The organism is Nocardioides sp. P5_E3 (assembly GCF_054049275.1).
Genome location: NZ_JBFUMR010000003.1, coordinates 120703 through 135623 on the forward strand (window position 1 = coordinate 120703; position 14921 = coordinate 135623).

The window sequence follows — 14921 nt, forward strand, 5'->3', positions numbered from 1 at the left end:
GTCGGGATCCGTCGAGCCGACGACGTTCTCGCCGGCCGCACCAGCGGTCGGCACCCCGGATGGGTGGACGTCACCGGACCGCGACGCGGCCACACGAGTCGGTGACAGCGACTCAGGGGCCCGGCGACCGCGGCGGGTGGCGCACCGGCCGACCGGAGACGCACCCGCGGAGGGGGTCGCCGCCACAGAAGCTTTGCGTCCGCGCCGATCGTCCTGCGAGAGGGGCGGACGCCGTACCGGCACCGTCACGGTGCCCGAGGAGCACCACATGCTCAGTGATGACCAGAACGACCAGCCCGAGCGCACCGAGTCGGAGGCGGGCCAGCCCACCGAGGCCGCCGCGCCCGCCACGCCCGTCGTGACCCGTCGGACGCGCAAGGCGCCTGCGAAGAAGGCGGCCGCCGCGCCCGCCCCGGACGCCAGCGAGACCGGCGACACCGGAGACACCGGCGACACCGACGCCCCGGTCGTGCAGAAGACCACCTCGCGTCGAGCGCCCGCCAAGAAGGCGCCGGCGCGCAAGAGCGCCGCGAAGAAGACCGCCGCGACCCCCGAGCCCGACGCTGCCGTCGCGCCGGCCGAGTCCGTCCCGGCCGACGAGGCGCCCGCCCCGGCCAGGAAGGCGGCTGCCCGGAAGTCCGCCGCCGCCAAGGCGCCGGCCAAGAAGACCGCGGCCAAGCGCACCGCCAAGAAGACGGCAGCCGCACCCGAGCCGGCAGCTGCTGACGCCGACGAGACCGCCGAGGCAGCCGGGACCGCTGAGGCCTCCGACGCCGCCACCGGTCACGCCGTGCTGTTCCAGGCGCCCGTCGTCACCACGACCACCCGCCGCACCCGCAAGAAGGCCGCGCCCGTCGCGGTCGAGACGGCCGACGCCGCGGAGTCCACCGAGACGACCGAGTCCACCGACGCCGCTGGCGTCACCGAGGACACCGAGGCCGCGGCTCCGGCGAAGAAGTCGGCCGCGAAGAAGTCGGCGGCGAAGAAGTCCGCCGCTGACCGGCCGGCCCGGAAGCGGTCCGGCAAGAAGGCCGCCGCTGCTGTCGAGGAGGCGCCCGTCGCCGACGAGGACGAGGAAGCCGCCGCAGCCCTCGCGGAGGCCGAGGCCACCGAGGACGCTGAGGGCGCCGAGACCAGCACGGAGACCAGCACCGAGTCCGACACCGGGACCGACACCGACTCCTCCGAGTCCGCTGACGACACCGAGGGTGACGGCGAGGGCGGCGGCCGTCGGCGTCGCCGCCGCGGCGGCCGTCGTCGCCGCAAGTCCGGCGAGGGTGAGAGCGAGGGTGCGGCCGAGTCCGGCTCCGCCGACACGGCCGACGACCCCACCGAGGCCCCCGCGAGCCCCGCCTCGGCGGACGCGGACTCCGACACGACCGACGGCGCCGGCGAGGGCACCTCGCGCCGTCGACGCCGTCGCCGCCGCTCGGGCGACGAGGGCTCCTCCGACGACGCCGAGCCGAACACCGTGACCCGGGTCCGCAAGACCCGCTCGGCCGAGGACCAGATCACCTCGGTCCAGGGTTCGACCCGTCTCGAGGCCAAGAAGCAGCGCCGCCGCGAGGGCCGCGAGGCCGGTCGCCGCCGGGCCCCGATCGTGAGCGAGGCCGAGTTCCTCGCCCGCCGCGAGTCGGTGGAGCGGATCATGGTGATCCGCCAGCGCAAGGACCTGATCCAGATCGGCGTGCTCGAGGACAAGGTCCTCGTCGAGCACTACGTTGCCCGGGAGTCCCAGACCTCGCTCATCGGCAACGTCTACCTCGGCCGCGTCCAGAACGTGCTCCCGTCGATGGAGGCCGCCTTCATCGACATCGGCAAGGGCCGCAACGCGGTCCTGTACGCCGGCGAGGTCAACTGGCAGTCGCTCGGCCACAAGGAGGGCCAGCCCCGCAAGATCGAGTCGGTGCTCTCGAGCGGCCAGATGATCCTCGTGCAGGTCACCAAGGACCCGGTCGGCCACAAGGGCGCCCGCCTGACCAGCCAGGTCAGCCTCGCCGGTCGCTTCCTCGTCTACGTCCCGGACGGCACCACCTCCGGCATCTCCCGCAAGCTGCCCGACACCGAGCGCAGCCGCCTGAAGACGCTCCTGAAGGAGATCGTCCCCGACACCGCCGGCGTCATCGTGCGCACCGCGGCCGAGGGTGCCAGCGAGGACGAGCTGACGCGGGACGTCGAGCGCCTGAAGGCTCGCTGGGAGGACATCGAGAAGAAGGCGACCCACAAGGGTTCGGGCCCGCAGCTGCTCTACGGGGAGCCCGACCTGACCCTGAAGGTCGTGCGTGACCTGTTCACCGAGGACTTCGCCAAGCTCGTCATCGAGGGCGACGACGCCTGGGACACCGTCCACGGCTACGTCGAGTCGGTCGCCCCGGACCTCGCCGAGCGCCTCGAGAGGTTCGAGCGCGGTGCGACCGGTGGCGACGTGTTCGCGACGTACCGGATCGACGAGCAGATCCACAAGGGACTGGACCGCAAGGTCTGGCTGCCGTCGGGCGGCTCCCTGATCATCGACCGCACCGAGGCGATGACCGTCGTCGACGTCAACACCGGCAAGTTCACCGGGTCCGGGGGCAACCTCGAGGAGACGGTCACCAAGAACAACCTCGAGGCCGCCGAGGAGATCGTGCGCCAGCTCCGGCTGCGCGACATCGGCGGCATCATCGTGGTCGACTTCATCGACATGGTGCTCGAGTCCAACCGTGACCTCGTGGTCCGGCGGCTGGTCGAGTGCCTGGGCCGTGACCGCACCCGCCACCAGGTCGCCGAGGTGACCTCGCTCGGCCTGGTGCAGATGACCCGCAAGCGGATCGGCACCGGCCTGGTCGAGGCGTTCAGCGAGAACTGCGAGGCCTGCCACGGCCGCGGCGTGGTCATCAAGGACCAGCCCGTGGACCCGGACGCGCGCTCCGACGACGGCGAGGGTCGCCGCAGCAACCGTCGCCGCGGTCGTCGCGGCGCGGGCAACGACGACTCCGGCAACGACAACGGCGGCGGCAACGCCGACGCGAAGACCAGCGAGCCGCACCACGCCCACTCGTCCGCCCCGTCGCCCAAGGACGTCGCCGCGATGGCGCGCCACGAGCGCCCGGTCGAGGAGGCGTCGTCGGACGCCGCCGACGTGTCGGGCGAGCAGTCGGGCGACGCCCGGTCGACCGAAGCGGCCGCGGACGAGGTCGCCGAGGCACCGCGCGCCGAGGCTCCGCGCGCCGAGGCTCCGCCGGTCCAGGCACCGCCCGTCGACGCGGCTCCGGCCAGCAGCGAGCCGGCTGCCGAGAAGGCCGCCGAGTCGGCCGACGAGGAGCCTGCCGAGGCGCCGCCGGCCGAGCCCGAGAAGCCCAAGGTGGTGACGCGGACACGTCGCCGGTCCGCCAGCCGCCCCGCCGGTCCGCCGTCGGGAGCGGGCACCGTCCCGCAGACGGGTGTCGTCGAGCCCGGCACCGCGGGCCTCGAGCCCGGCACCGGTACGCCGTCCGGTGACGCCGTCGCGCCCACCCCGGTCGACGGGGCGGACACCGCTTCCGGTGCGCCGGACGAGGCGCCCGTCGTCGAGCACGTCCCGATCAAGAAGAAGGGCTCGCGCAAGCGATAGGGCTCGGAAAAAGGGGGTGGCCGACCTCGTTTTGCCCGGTCGGCACCCGATCCCGTAGTCTTGACCCTCGGTGTTCGACACACCATCCCTGCGCGCCCGCCACGCGGCGTACTCGCCCGAAGTTCCAGGCGGTGTCGTGCGCAGACCCCCAGTTCTGAGACCAGTAGTTCGTATCGAGGAGAGTGACTCGCCGTGTACGCAGTCGTGCGCAGTGGCAGCAAGCAGCAGAAGGTTGCCGTGGGCGACGTCATCGAGATCGACGCGATGGCTGCCGCCGGTGACACCCTCACCCTTCCTGTGGTGATGGTCGTCGACGGCGACAAGGTCACCGCGACCGGCCTCGACAAGGCGAGCGTGACCGTCGAGGTCACCGGCCGCACCAAGGGCCCGAAGATCATCATCCAGAAGTACAAGAACAAGACCGGCTACAAGAAGCGCCAGGGTCACCGCCAGAAGTACACCCAGGTCAAGGTCACCGACATCTCCCTCTGAGCGCCGGCTCGAGGTCGACCACCAACTCTTCGTTCCAAAGGACTGAACAATGGCTCACAAGAAGGGTGCTGCGAGCACCAAGAACGGCCGTGACTCCAACTCCCAGCGCCTCGGCGTGAAGCGGTTCGGCGGCCAGGTCGTCGGCGCGGGCGAGATCATCGTGCGCCAGCGCGGCACCCACTTCCACCCGGGCACCGGTGTGGGCCGTGGCGGCGACGACACCCTGTTCGCCCTGCAGGCCGGCGCCGTCGAGTTCGGCACCCGCCGCGGCCGCAAGGTCGTCAACATCGTCCCCGGCGAGTGACGACGCGACACTGAGCACTTCAGCACTGAGCTCTCTTGCGAGGGGCGTCCCTGTCTGGGGGCGCCCTTCGTGCTTTCACCCCCCGCTCCACACCTGACAGGAACCCCCATGGCCATCCCCACGTTCGTCGACCAGGTCACGCTGCACCTCGCGGCCGGACGAGGTGGCAACGGCGTGGCCTCGGTCAAGCGGGAGAAGTTCAAGCCGCTCGGCGGTCCCGACGGCGGCAACGGCGGCCAAGGCGGGTCGATCATCCTCCAGGTCGACACGAGCGTCACGACCCTCGTCGACTACCACCACAGCCCGAAGCGCCGCGCCGACAACGGTGGCCAGGGCGCCGGTGACCACAAGAACGGCGGCAACGGCAAGGACCTGGTCCTCACCGTCCCCGACGGCACGCTCGTGAAGGCCGAGGACGGCACCGCGCTGGCCGACCTCGTCGGCAACGGGACGACCCTGGTCATCGCCGCCGGAGGCCGCGGCGGCCTCGGCAACGCCGCCCTCGCCTCCTCCAAGCGCAAGGCTCCCGGGTTCGCGCTGCTGGGTGAGCCCGGCGACGAGCTCGTCGTACGCCTCGAGCTCAAGGTCGTCGCCGACATCGGCCTGGTCGGCTTCCCGAGCGCCGGCAAGTCGTCGCTGATCGCCGCGATCTCGCGAGCGCGGCCCAAGATCGCCGACTACCCGTTCACCACCCTCATCCCCAACCTCGGCGTGGTCACCGCCGGCGAGACGACCTTCGTGGTCGCCGACGTGCCCGGCCTGATCGAGGGTGCCGCCGAGGGCCGTGGCCTCGGCCACGACTTCCTGCGCCACATCGAGCGTTGCGCCGCGCTGGTCCACGTCGTCGACACGGCCTCCATCGAGCCCGGCCGCAACCCCCTCGACGACCTCGAGGTCATCGAGGGCGAGCTGGCCCGCTACGGCGGCCTCGAGGACCGGCCGCGGCTGGTCGCCCTCAACAAGGTCGACGTCCCGGACGGCCAGGACATCGCCGACATGGTGGTCGAGGAGCTGCGCGGTCGCGGCCTGCGCGTCTTCGAGGTCAGCGCCGCGTCCGGTGCCGGCCTGCGCGAGCTGACCTTCGCCATGGCCGAGATCGTCGTCGCGTCCCGCGAGGTCGCTCCCGCGGCCGAGCCCGAGCGCATCGTGCTCCGGCCGAAGGCCGTCGACAGCAGCGACGACTTCGAGGTCGTCGCCACCGACGACGGCTGGCGGGTGCGCGGCACCAAGCCCGAGCGCTGGGTGCGGCAGACCGACTTCAGCAACGAGGAGGCCGTCGGCTTCCTCGCGGACCGCCTGAACCGGCTCGGCGTCGAGGTCAAGCTCGCGCGGATGGGTGCCGAGGAGGGCGACACGGTCCTCATCGGGGCCGACGACAACTCGGTCGTCTTCGACTTCAAGCCCAGCGTCGAGGCCGGTGCGGAGATGCTCGGCCGTCGCGGTGAGGACGAGCGGCTGCGCGAGGCCCGTCCCGCCCGCGACCGCCGCCGCGAGATCGCGGAGGGCATGGAGACGAAGGCCGAGGAGGAAGCGCGCGCCGACGTCGCCCGCCGCCTCGACGAGGACCGCAGGAAGAAGGGTCCCAACCGCAGCTCGGGCAGCTCCGGCGTGGGCCCGATGGCCTACGAGATCGGCAGCAAGGACGACCCCGACTGGGACGGCAGTGACGACTGACCGCTCGGCCGCCCGGCTGAGCCTGGTCACCGGTGCCCGACGCATCGTCGTCAAGGTCGGCTCGTCGTCGCTGACCACCGCTGCCGGCGGCATCGACCCGGCCCGCGTACGCCAGCTGGTGGAGGTGCTCGCCGCCGCCCACGGTGGCGGCGCGGAGGTCGTCCTGGTCTCGAGCGGCGCCATCGCCGCCGGCCTGGCCCCGCTCGGGCTGACGAAGCGCCCGCGCGGCCTCGCCGCACAGCAGGCGGCCGCGTCCGTGGGGCAGGGGCTGCTGGCGCACCGCTACCAGGAGGAGTTCGCCCGGCACGGGATCGTCACGGGCCAGGTGCTCCTCACCGTCGACGACGTCACCCGGCGTGCGCACTACCGCAACGCGCACCAGACCTTCGCCAAGCTGCTCGAGCTCGGGGTCGTCCCGATCGTCAACGAGAACGACACGGTCGCCACCTCCGAGATCCGCTTCGGCGACAACGACCGGCTGGCGGCTCTGGTGGCCCACCTCGTGCACGCAGACCTGCTGGTCCTGCTCTCCGACGTCGACGGCCTCTACGACGGCCCGCCGTCGCGCCCCGGCGCGCGGCTGGTCCCGGTCGTGCGGTCCGAGGAGGACCTGGCCGCGGTGACCGTCGGGTCGGCCGGCTCCGCCGGCGTCGGCACCGGTGGCATGACGACCAAGGTCGACGCCGCCCGCATCGCGACCGGCGCCGGCATCGACGTCCTGCTGACCTCCGCCGATCAGGCCGCCGCCGCGCTGGCCGGCGCCGAGGTCGGCACCCACTTCGAGGCGACCGGCAAGCGCCGCCCCACCCGGCTGCTGTGGCTGGCCCACGCCACGTCCGGGCAGGGGACGCTGTCCCTCGACAGCGGTGCCGTGCGTGCCGTCGTCGAGCGTCGCGCCTCGCTGCTGGCGGCCGGCGTGACCGGCGTCGACGGCTCCTTCGTCGCAGGCGACGCCGTCGACCTGCTCGACCCGGACGGCGCCGTGGTGGGCCGCGGGCTCGTCAACTTCGACGCCGACGAGCTGCCCGCCCTCCTCGGCCGCTCGACCGGCGAGCTCAAGGCGGCCCTCGGGGCGGCGTACGAGCGCGAGGTCATCCATCGCGACGACCTCGTCCTGCTCCAGCCATCGCCATGAAGGCGGCGCCCGAGATGATCAGTTGCTGCGCCAGGCGCGGAGCATGCGGTGGGTCAGCCGGGGCTCGATGCCGTTGGCGGCCGTGACGCTCCTGCGCGTGGAGCCGGGCAGGCGGATGCCGCGAACGACGCCCTCGCCGATGGTCTGGCCGGTTCGCGGGGCGAACGCGACCCAACGGATGGCGCGGCGCTCCACTCGCTGGGTCCTGTGGGTGCCGGGGGCCAGCCGGACGCGGCCGTCGGGTCGGTCCTGGTCGAGGCCCCCGTAGATCACGACCGCGCGGCTCGTCCGAGGGTTGGTGAATCGGAGCCTGCCCGGGCGGTCGACCTTGCGCACGGTGACCTCAGGGGTCTTCGTGACCGTCACCGTGACCGTTGCCGGCGTGAGGTGCTCGGTGTCGCAAGCCCAATAGGTGAACTGGTACGTGCCAGCGCGGTTGGCCCAGGACAGAACGACGAGTTGCTCGCGAGCGCCCTCCTCGAACGATCCTCCGCTGACGCCAGAGCTGTAGGCGGCTTCGGGGGTTTCAATGGTGAAACCGCCGTCGGGCTGGGCCTCGGCCACCGAGAGCCCGCGCTCAGGCGCCTGCACGCGGCAGATCTCGAGCACCTCGCCATCTGCAGCGCTGTCGTTGGCAAGGACGTCAATGAGGGTGACGCCACCGAATTCTGTGCTGCGCGCCTCGACGGTGACGACGTCATCGCCGGCAACGGGAGCCGGGCTGTCATCGGCCATCGCGGGCACGGACGTTCCGAGGCCCACCGTGGTGGTCACCACCACCGACGCGGTGGTCAGGACGGCTAGACGCAAGACGCGAAGAGGCACAAGAGGCTCCCAAGAGGTGCGGCCGAAGACGGCGCATGGATGACAGCGCACCCTACGACGCCCTACGGTCCGGCGTCCGGGAAGTCGAGGACATGGCGCACTGGCGTCCTCGTGATTCCACACCTGGACCTCGTCATCGCCACCCAGGCTCATGAAGAACTGGTGACCGGTGCCAGCGTCTGCGAAGAAGACCAGGGCGGAGGAACTAGCGTCACCTCATGCCCATCGTTGAGGTCACCCACGATCCTCTGATCGCGACCGCACTGTTGCGGACCCTCGCCGAGACTCTCCCGAACGCCGTTTCGCTCGCGGTTGAGTGTCCCGAGGAGCCGTACGACGGCATGCTGCAGCCGGGCGACGTGGAGATCCGCTTCCGCCCACGAGGCCCGCACGACCTCGGTGGGCTGGACATCGTCGTCGAGGTGCGGTCGAAGTGGTTCGCCAGTCGTGCCGTGACGCGTCAGGAGCGGTGTGACCAGCTCCGTGACGCGGTGGTCGAAGTCAGCGGAACAAGGGAGGTTGGGGTGTACCTCTCCTTGCCGGTCGCCGCCTGGGCGCAAGGCGACTGACACGCTCGACGTCGAGACCGTCGCTCAGGCACAAGCTGCGGGTCGGCGACTTTCCGCGGTCACTCGGCCGCGGCCCACCCAGTCGCGGATGCGGTCGAGAGGCGAGCACGCGAGCGCCACGTCCGGACAGCAGCTCCGAGGCGGCCAGGTCAGCGAGATCGCTGAGGTGGCCCACGGTGGTTCCGCGCCGGGCTCAGTCCCCGGCGAGCACCTCGTCGAGCTCGTCCATCGTGCTCGTGAAGGCAGCGGCGAGGTCGACGTCGTACGCGTCGGCGAGGGTCAGAATGCTCCACAGGCAGTCGGCGAGCTCGTGGGCCAGCGCCTCGTCGAGGTCCTCGCGCGGCCGGATGCCGGCCTTGCCCTGCACCAGCTTGGCGAGGTCGCCGACATCTCCGAGGAAGCCGAGCATCACCTCCTCGGTCGTCCACGACCGGCCGTACGTCGACGCCTCCACCTCGGCGTACCTGCTCCGCACTGCGCGGGCCCGCTGTTGCATCTGCTCGAACTCCATGGCCCGATCCTGCCTCAGTCGAAGCTGCGGGGCAGGTCCAACGCGGCGGCCAGCCGGTCGGCGTGCGGCCTGCGCTCCTCGGGTGACGGCCACCGGGTGCTCGGGTGCTGCTCGTACAGCCGGTCGCCGGCCCACCGCGGGAAGACGTGGACGTGGAGGTGCCACACGTCCTGGCCGCCGGCCGGCTCGTTGTGCTGGCGGGTCGAGATCCCGTCGCAGTCGTACGCCGACCGCATCGCGACCGCGACGCGCTGGGTCAGGTCCCAGACGGCGTGCCCGACCTCGGCGGGCAGGTCGTAGAGGTTCTCGTGGTGCGGGCGCGGGACGACCAGGACCGCGCCGTCGTTGGCCGGCCACCACTTCGGCGAGATCCGCGCGAACGCGAGCCCGGTGACCGCGACGACGTCCTCCGGCCGGTTGTGCTCGTTGTGGACGCCCCTCTGCAGGCGGCAGAACGGGCAGTCGTACCCCTCGGGCTCGTGTGTGTGCACGGGCGCGACGCTAGCCTGCGGGAATGCACTGGGAGCCCTCGGCGAACGACCTTGCCGAGGAGGCGACGTTCCGCCGGCTCTACGGCGAGTGGCAGGCGCTCGACCCGGCCGGACTGGCCACCTTCATGGCGACGTACGACGGCGAGTGGTGGGTCGTCGGTGGGTGGGCGATCGACGCCTTCACCGGACAGGCACGGCGGCACGAGGACATCGACGCGGTGATCTGGCTGCGGGACCTGCCGCGCTTCCGGGCGATGGTGGGGGACCGGCACCACCTCTGGAGCGCCGGTGCCGGCGCGCTCCGGCCGGTGAACGACGACTTCCCCGGACCGCACGAGGGCTCGGGGCAGGTCTGGCTGCGCGACCACGCGCAGGCACCGTGGTTCCTCGACTGCCTGCTCGCCGAGGACCGCGACGGGCTGTGGGTGTCGCGCCGAGACCCCGACCACGTGGTTCCGCTGGCAGACGTGACATGGGTGGCTGGCGACGGGATCCGCTACATGCGCCCGGAGGTGGTGCTGCACCACAAGGCCCGGCTCAACCGGCCGAAGGACGACGCCGACCTCGCGGTGGCGTGGCCGCTTCTCGGCGCGACGGAGCAGGACTGGCTGCGCGAGGCTGTTCGCAAGGAGCGCGCCGACCACCCGTGGCTCGAGCCGATGGGCTGAAGCCTCAGGCAGCCCGCGCCCAGGCGAGCGCCTGCGCGCTCAGCTCCTTCGTCGAGAGCCCGAGCTCACGGCGTACGACGCCCTCGGTCTGGGCCCAGGAGAAGAATCGGGCCGTGCGGAAGCTGCGGACCAGGTCCCACAGCGCGGCCTCGCCCCTGGTGGTCGCGACGTAGTCGCACACCACCGCAGCCAGGTTGTAGCTGAGGGTGGCATCCCCCGTGTAGAAGCTCCTGGTGGGCTCGAGCGTGCGGGCGGACGCGCCGACGAGCTGGAACGCGGCGATCCGGCGGCGGTCGTCGACGGGCATGGTCGAGCGGGCGACGTACTCCGCGGCGCCCTCCATCAACCAGACGGGGGAGCGGTCGTCGGTGGCACCCAGCGCGACGTGCGCCAGCTCGTGGCGGAACACGAGGCCGCGGGAGACGACGTCACCGACGACGGTGGGGTTGACCGCGAACCGGTACGCGGCCACCGGGCCGTCCGGGCGCGCCAGCACGGGGAACGCCACGCCCGCGGTCTGGTCGACGGTCATGCCGCTCATCTCGGCGATCGCGGTGGTGTCGGAGGCGCCGTAGGCGACGTAGCGGCCCGACCAGTCCGGGAAGTGGCGTCGGACGACCGCCGTGGCGTCGGCGAGGTCGGACATGACATAGGTGGCGTGCTCGCTGGTGTCCTCGTCGAAGACCGCGAGGATGCCACCCGAGCGGCGCACCTCGACGTGGGCGAGGTCCCACGGAGCCGGGATCCACCCGTTCACCAGGTCGACCTCCTCGTTGCGGTCGCCGACGAGGAGCACGTCGTCGTCCCTGTGGACGAACGTCCACACCATCATGTCCGTGACGGGACGGCTGTCGAAGCCGCGCAGCCGCATCGTGAACTCGACGGGGAGCCGCAGCTCGCCGTCGTCGAAGTCGTCGGCGAGGGCGTCCTCCTCGCCGAGCTCGAAGGACACGTCCGCCATGGGGAGCTGGGCCAGGTTGTCGAACCAGCGGGCCTGGGTCGCGGAGAAGCCGAGCTCGTCGGGGTCGACGGTGGCGAGGAACGCCTCGCGGTCGCCGTCCGCCAGCGCCCGTTCGCGCTCGTCGAGGAGCGCGAGGGCCTGCTCGCGCAGCGTCTCGTCCCTCGCGCCCGGTGCCGCGGACCGCTCCTGGCGGTCCGCCGCAGGGGAGTCCTCGGGCGGCTGGCCGCCGGCCCGGCACGCGAGGGTCGGCAGCAGCAGGAGACAGGCGAGCCAGGCCCGGGATGCGCGCACGGAGCGAGCCTAGGTGTGAACGTGGCCACGCGGGGCGGGTTGGCGCACGTCGGCACCGTAGGCTTGGCAGGTCATGAACCACTCGCTCGTCTACCTCGACCACGCCGCGACCACGCCGATGCTGCCGGCCGCGATCGAGGCGATGACGCGCCAGCTCACCGGCGTCGGCAACGCGAGCTCGTTGCACGCCTCCGGACGCGGTGCCAGGCGGGTGGTCGAGGAGTCGCGCGAGACCATCGCCGGGGTGATCGGCGCCCGGCCGGGCGACGTCGTCTTCACCTCCGGCGGCACCGAGTCCGACAACCTCGCGCTCAAGGGGATCTTCTGGGCCCGCCGTGCCGAGGACCCCCGTCGCACGCGTGTTCTCTCCACCGCCATCGAGCACCACGCGGTCCTCGACCCGCTCCACTGGCTCGCCGCGAGCGACGGCGCCGACGTCGAGCTGCTGCCCGTGTCGCCGGAAGGCGTGCTGGACCTCGAGTCGCTGAAGGACTCGGTCGCCAGGGACCCCGAGTCGGTGGCGCTCATCTCGGTGATGTGGGCCAACAACGAGGTCGGGTCGCTGCAGCCGATCGACGAGGTGGTCGCGATCGCCGCCGAGCACGGCATCCCCGTGCACACCGACGCGGTCCAGGCCCTCGGGCAGGTGCCGGTCGACTTCGCCGCCTCCGGCGTCGACGCCCTGACCTTCACCGGCCACAAGGTCGGCGGCCCCTACGGCGTCGGTGCGCTCGTCGTACGTCGTGACCTGGCCGTCAGCGCCCTGGTGCACGGGGGCGGGCAGGAGCGCGACATCCGCAGCGGCACGCTCGACGTGCCGGCCATCGCCAGCCTCGCCGCCGCCGTCGAGGAGTCGGTCAAGAACCAGCACGAGCACGCCGTGCGCGTCGCCGCCCTGCGCGACGACCTGGTGCGCCGCGTCGTCGAGGTCGTGCCCGACGCCCACCTGCACGGGGCGCCGGCCGGGCCGCAGCGGCTCCCGGGCAACGCCCACCTCGGCTTCCCCGGCTGCGAGGGCGACTCGCTGCTGATGCTGCTCGACGCCCGTGGCATCGAGTGCTCCACCGGGTCCGCCTGCTCCGCCGGCGTCCCGCAGCCCTCCCACGTCCTGCTCGCGATGGGCTGCGACGCGGACCAGGCGCGGCACTCGCTCCGCTTCTCGCTGGGCCACACCACCACGCCGGGCGACATCGGTGCCCTCGTCGAGGCGATCGGCCCGGTGGTGGAGCGCGCCCGCGCCGCCAAGGCACGCTGAGGTCGGTCGGGTGGAGTCAGGGATGAAGGTCGTCGCCGCCATGTCGGGCGGGGTGGACTCCGCCGTGGCCGCCGCCCGCGCCGTCGAGGCCGGGCACGAGGTGACCGGGGTGCACCTCGCCCTGAGCCGCAACCCGGCGTCGTACCGCTCCGGGGCGCGCGGGTGCTGCACCATCGAGGACAGCAACGACGCACGCCGCGCGGCCGACGTCATCGGCATCCCGTTCTACGTCTGGGACCTGTCCGACCGCTTCCACGAGGACGTCGTGGAGGACTTCATGGACGAGTACGCCGCCGGGCGCACGCCCAACCCGTGCCTGCGGTGCAACGAGAAGATCAAGTTCGCCGCCGTGCTCGACCGCGCGCTCGCCCTGGGCTTCGACGCTGTCGCGACCGGGCACTACGCGCAGCTGCGCACCGGGGCCGACGGGCTGATCGAGATGCACCGCGCCACCGACCACGCCAAGGACCAGTCCTACGTCCTCGGCGTGCTCGACCAGCAGCAGCTGCGGCACTCCCTCTTCCCGCTGGGCGACACCGACAAGACGGCCGTGCGCCGCGAGGCCGGGTCGCGCGGCCTGCTGGTGGCAGACAAGCCCGACTCGCACGACATCTGCTTCGTCGCCGACGGCGACAACGCCGGCTGGCTGCGCGAGAAGCTCGGCGACCGGGCGCCCAACCACGGCGGCGACATCGTCGACGCGACCACCGGCGAGACGGTCGGCAGCCACACCGGCACCTACGGCTTCACCATCGGCCAGCGCCGCGGCCTCCACCTCGGCGTGCCCGCCGCCGACGGCAAGCCGCGGTTCGTGCTCGACATCGAGCCGGTCAGCGGCACGGTCACGGTCGGACCCCGCGAGCGCCTGGCTGTCGACCACGTCGCCGGCGTCCGCCCGCGCTGGTGCGGCACGGTCCCCGAGCGGGTCGAGGGCACCGTGCAGATGCGCGCCCACGGGGCGGAGCACCGGGCGGTCGTCGTCGTGTCCGGGGACCGCGTGGAGATCGACCTCCTCGACCCCGCCGAGGGGATCGCACCCGGTCAGGCCGCGGTGATCTACGACGGCACCCGGGTCGTCGGCTCGGCGACCATCGAGTCGACGCGTCCCGTCGAGGTCCACGCGTGACGCGAGCCACCGGCGTGGGCTCGATGCCCGGCACCACCGACGCCCACCACGCCGAGGCGACCCGCCTGGTCCTGGGCGAGCTGCCCGACCTCCCGCACGTGGCGGAGGTGCCCGGCCGGGGCGTCACGGCCGCGATGACAGGTCGCGGGCTCGCGATCGTCTCCGGCCTCGGCGCGGACCTCCAGCCCGCCGGCTGGCGGCTGACCGACGCCAGCGGGGTCGACCACCGGCGCGCACGATCACTGCTCGCCCAGGACCTCGACACCGTCGAGGAGGTGGCGCAGGACTACCGGGGCGCGTTCAAGACCCAGGTCGCCGGACCGTGGACCCTGGCCGCCACGGTCGAGAAGCCGCGCGGCGACAAGGTGCTCTCCGACCACGGCGCCCGCCGGGAGCTCGCGCAGGCGCTCGCAGAGGGCGTCCGCACCCACCTCGCCGACCTGCGCCGACGCCTCCCCGGCGTCGACCGCTGGATCGTGCAGGTCGACGAGCCGGTGCTGGCCGAGGTCGTCGCCGGCCAGGTGCCGACCGCCAGCGGCTTCGGCCGGCACCGCAGCGTCCACCTCCCCGAGGCATCGGCGCACCTCGAGTGGGTCGTCGCGGCGGTCGTCGACGCCGGGGGCGAGGCGTGGGTGCACTCCTGCGCCCCGAGCACGCCGTGGTCGCTCGTCGCGGGGACGGGGGTGCACGGCCTGTCCGCCGACCTCGACATGCTCGGCCCGGCCGACCTCGACACGTTCGCGGAGGTGCTGGAGTCCGGCCGCACCGCCGCGCTCGGCGTCGTACCGTCCACGGCGCCGACCGCCGATGCCTCGGAGGTGCGGACCACCGAGCGGGTGCAGCGGTGGCTCGACATGCTCGGCCTGGACCCGGACGGCGTGGGGGAGCACCTGGTCCTCACGCCGACCTGCGGCCTGGCCGGTGCGTCGGCGGAGTGGGCGGGCCGGGCCGTCAGGCTCTCCGCGACGGTCGCCCGGAACCTCTGAGCCCCTGCCCGACCGGCCTGGGCGGGCCGTGGCACGCCCCG

13 protein-coding genes and 1 pseudogene are annotated in these 14921 nt (G+C 72.7%); 10 read left to right on the forward strand and 4 right to left on the reverse strand.

Features of this window, described 5'->3' with window-relative positions:
* Positions 1-790 precede the first annotated feature (790 nt).
* The 5 genes and pseudogenes from ACXJKB_RS02565 to proB all read left to right on the forward strand — a co-directional run.
* Positions 791-2962 (forward strand): annotated as a pseudogene (locus tag ACXJKB_RS02565) (Rne/Rng family ribonuclease); the annotation flags it as partial.
* An 822-nt stretch (positions 2963-3784) separates the two neighbouring features.
* Entirely contained in the window at positions 3785-4084 is a 300-nt protein-coding gene (rplU, locus tag ACXJKB_RS02570) for a 50S ribosomal protein L21 (RefSeq protein WP_056908626.1), read from the forward strand.
* A gap of 49 nt (positions 4085-4133) precedes the next feature.
* The gene (gene rpmA / locus ACXJKB_RS02575) at positions 4134-4388 is read left to right on the forward strand and encodes a 50S ribosomal protein L27 (protein ID WP_135840891.1); all 255 of its coding nucleotides are present in this window, start codon (positions 4134-4136) and stop codon (positions 4386-4388) included.
* Between the two features lie 108 nt (positions 4389-4496).
* Positions 4497-6062 (forward strand): GTPase ObgE, encoded by a 1566-nt coding sequence (gene obgE / locus ACXJKB_RS02580; RefSeq protein ID WP_457185116.1) that lies wholly within the window; start codon positions 4497-4499, stop codon positions 6060-6062.
* Complete coding sequence (proB, locus tag ACXJKB_RS02585) at positions 6052-7197, forward strand: glutamate 5-kinase (RefSeq protein WP_457185118.1); 1146 nt, start codon at positions 6052-6054, stop codon at positions 7195-7197. The genes obgE and proB overlap by 11 nt, the downstream gene beginning before the upstream one ends.
* An 18-nt stretch (positions 7198-7215) precedes the next feature.
* Here the strand turns inward: proB and ACXJKB_RS02590 are convergent, their stop codons facing one another.
* A complete protein-coding gene (locus tag ACXJKB_RS02590) occupies positions 7216-8022 on the reverse strand; it encodes an Ig-like domain-containing protein (RefSeq protein WP_457185120.1) in 807 nt (268 codons plus the stop codon).
* A gap of 218 nt (positions 8023-8240) precedes the next feature.
* On the opposite strand from ACXJKB_RS02590, the gene ACXJKB_RS02595 reads away from it, so the two are divergent.
* Positions 8241-8591 (forward strand): hypothetical protein, encoded by a 351-nt coding sequence (locus ACXJKB_RS02595; RefSeq protein WP_457185122.1) that lies wholly within the window; start codon positions 8241-8243, stop codon positions 8589-8591.
* Between the two features lie 193 nt (positions 8592-8784).
* Here the strand turns inward: ACXJKB_RS02595 and ACXJKB_RS02600 are convergent, their stop codons facing one another.
* Both ACXJKB_RS02600 and ACXJKB_RS02605 read right to left on the reverse strand, forming a co-directional pair.
* The gene (locus tag ACXJKB_RS02600; RefSeq protein ID WP_457185124.1) at positions 8785-9102 is read right to left on the reverse strand and encodes a nucleotide pyrophosphohydrolase; all 318 of its coding nucleotides are present in this window, start codon (positions 9100-9102) and stop codon (positions 8785-8787) included.
* 14 nt (positions 9103-9116) lie between these two features.
* The gene (locus ACXJKB_RS02605) at positions 9117-9593 is read right to left on the reverse strand and encodes an HIT family protein (RefSeq protein ID WP_457185126.1); all 477 of its coding nucleotides are present in this window, start codon (positions 9591-9593) and stop codon (positions 9117-9119) included.
* 23 nt (positions 9594-9616) lie between these two features.
* On the opposite strand from ACXJKB_RS02605, the gene ACXJKB_RS02610 reads away from it, so the two are divergent.
* Positions 9617-10261: a nucleotidyltransferase domain-containing protein gene (locus tag ACXJKB_RS02610; RefSeq protein WP_457185128.1), complete on the forward strand. Its 645-nt coding sequence runs from the start codon at positions 9617-9619 to the stop codon at positions 10259-10261.
* A 4-nt stretch (positions 10262-10265) separates the two neighbouring features.
* Here ACXJKB_RS02610 and ACXJKB_RS02615 read toward each other — a convergent pair whose 3' ends face one another.
* On the reverse strand, positions 10266-11513 hold the full coding sequence (locus ACXJKB_RS02615) for a hypothetical protein (RefSeq protein ID WP_457185130.1): 1248 nt from the start codon (positions 11511-11513) through the stop codon (positions 10266-10268).
* 73 nt (positions 11514-11586) lie between these two features.
* Between ACXJKB_RS02615 and ACXJKB_RS02620 the strand changes: the two genes are divergently transcribed.
* The 3 genes from ACXJKB_RS02620 to ACXJKB_RS02630 are packed head-to-tail and all read left to right on the forward strand — an operon-like array spanning position 11587 to position 14880.
* The gene (locus tag ACXJKB_RS02620; RefSeq protein ID WP_457185132.1) at positions 11587-12768 is read left to right on the forward strand and encodes a cysteine desulfurase family protein; all 1182 of its coding nucleotides are present in this window, start codon (positions 11587-11589) and stop codon (positions 12766-12768) included.
* A gap of 22 nt (positions 12769-12790) precedes the next feature.
* Positions 12791-13894 (forward strand): tRNA 2-thiouridine(34) synthase MnmA, encoded by a 1104-nt coding sequence (gene mnmA, locus ACXJKB_RS02625; protein ID WP_457185134.1) that lies wholly within the window; start codon positions 12791-12793, stop codon positions 13892-13894.
* Positions 13891-14880, forward strand: coding sequence for a methionine synthase (locus tag ACXJKB_RS02630; protein ID WP_457185136.1), 990 nt, complete (start codon positions 13891-13893; stop codon positions 14878-14880). The genes mnmA and ACXJKB_RS02630 overlap by 4 nt, the downstream gene beginning before the upstream one ends.
* The last annotated feature ends 41 nt before the right edge of the window (positions 14881-14921 follow it).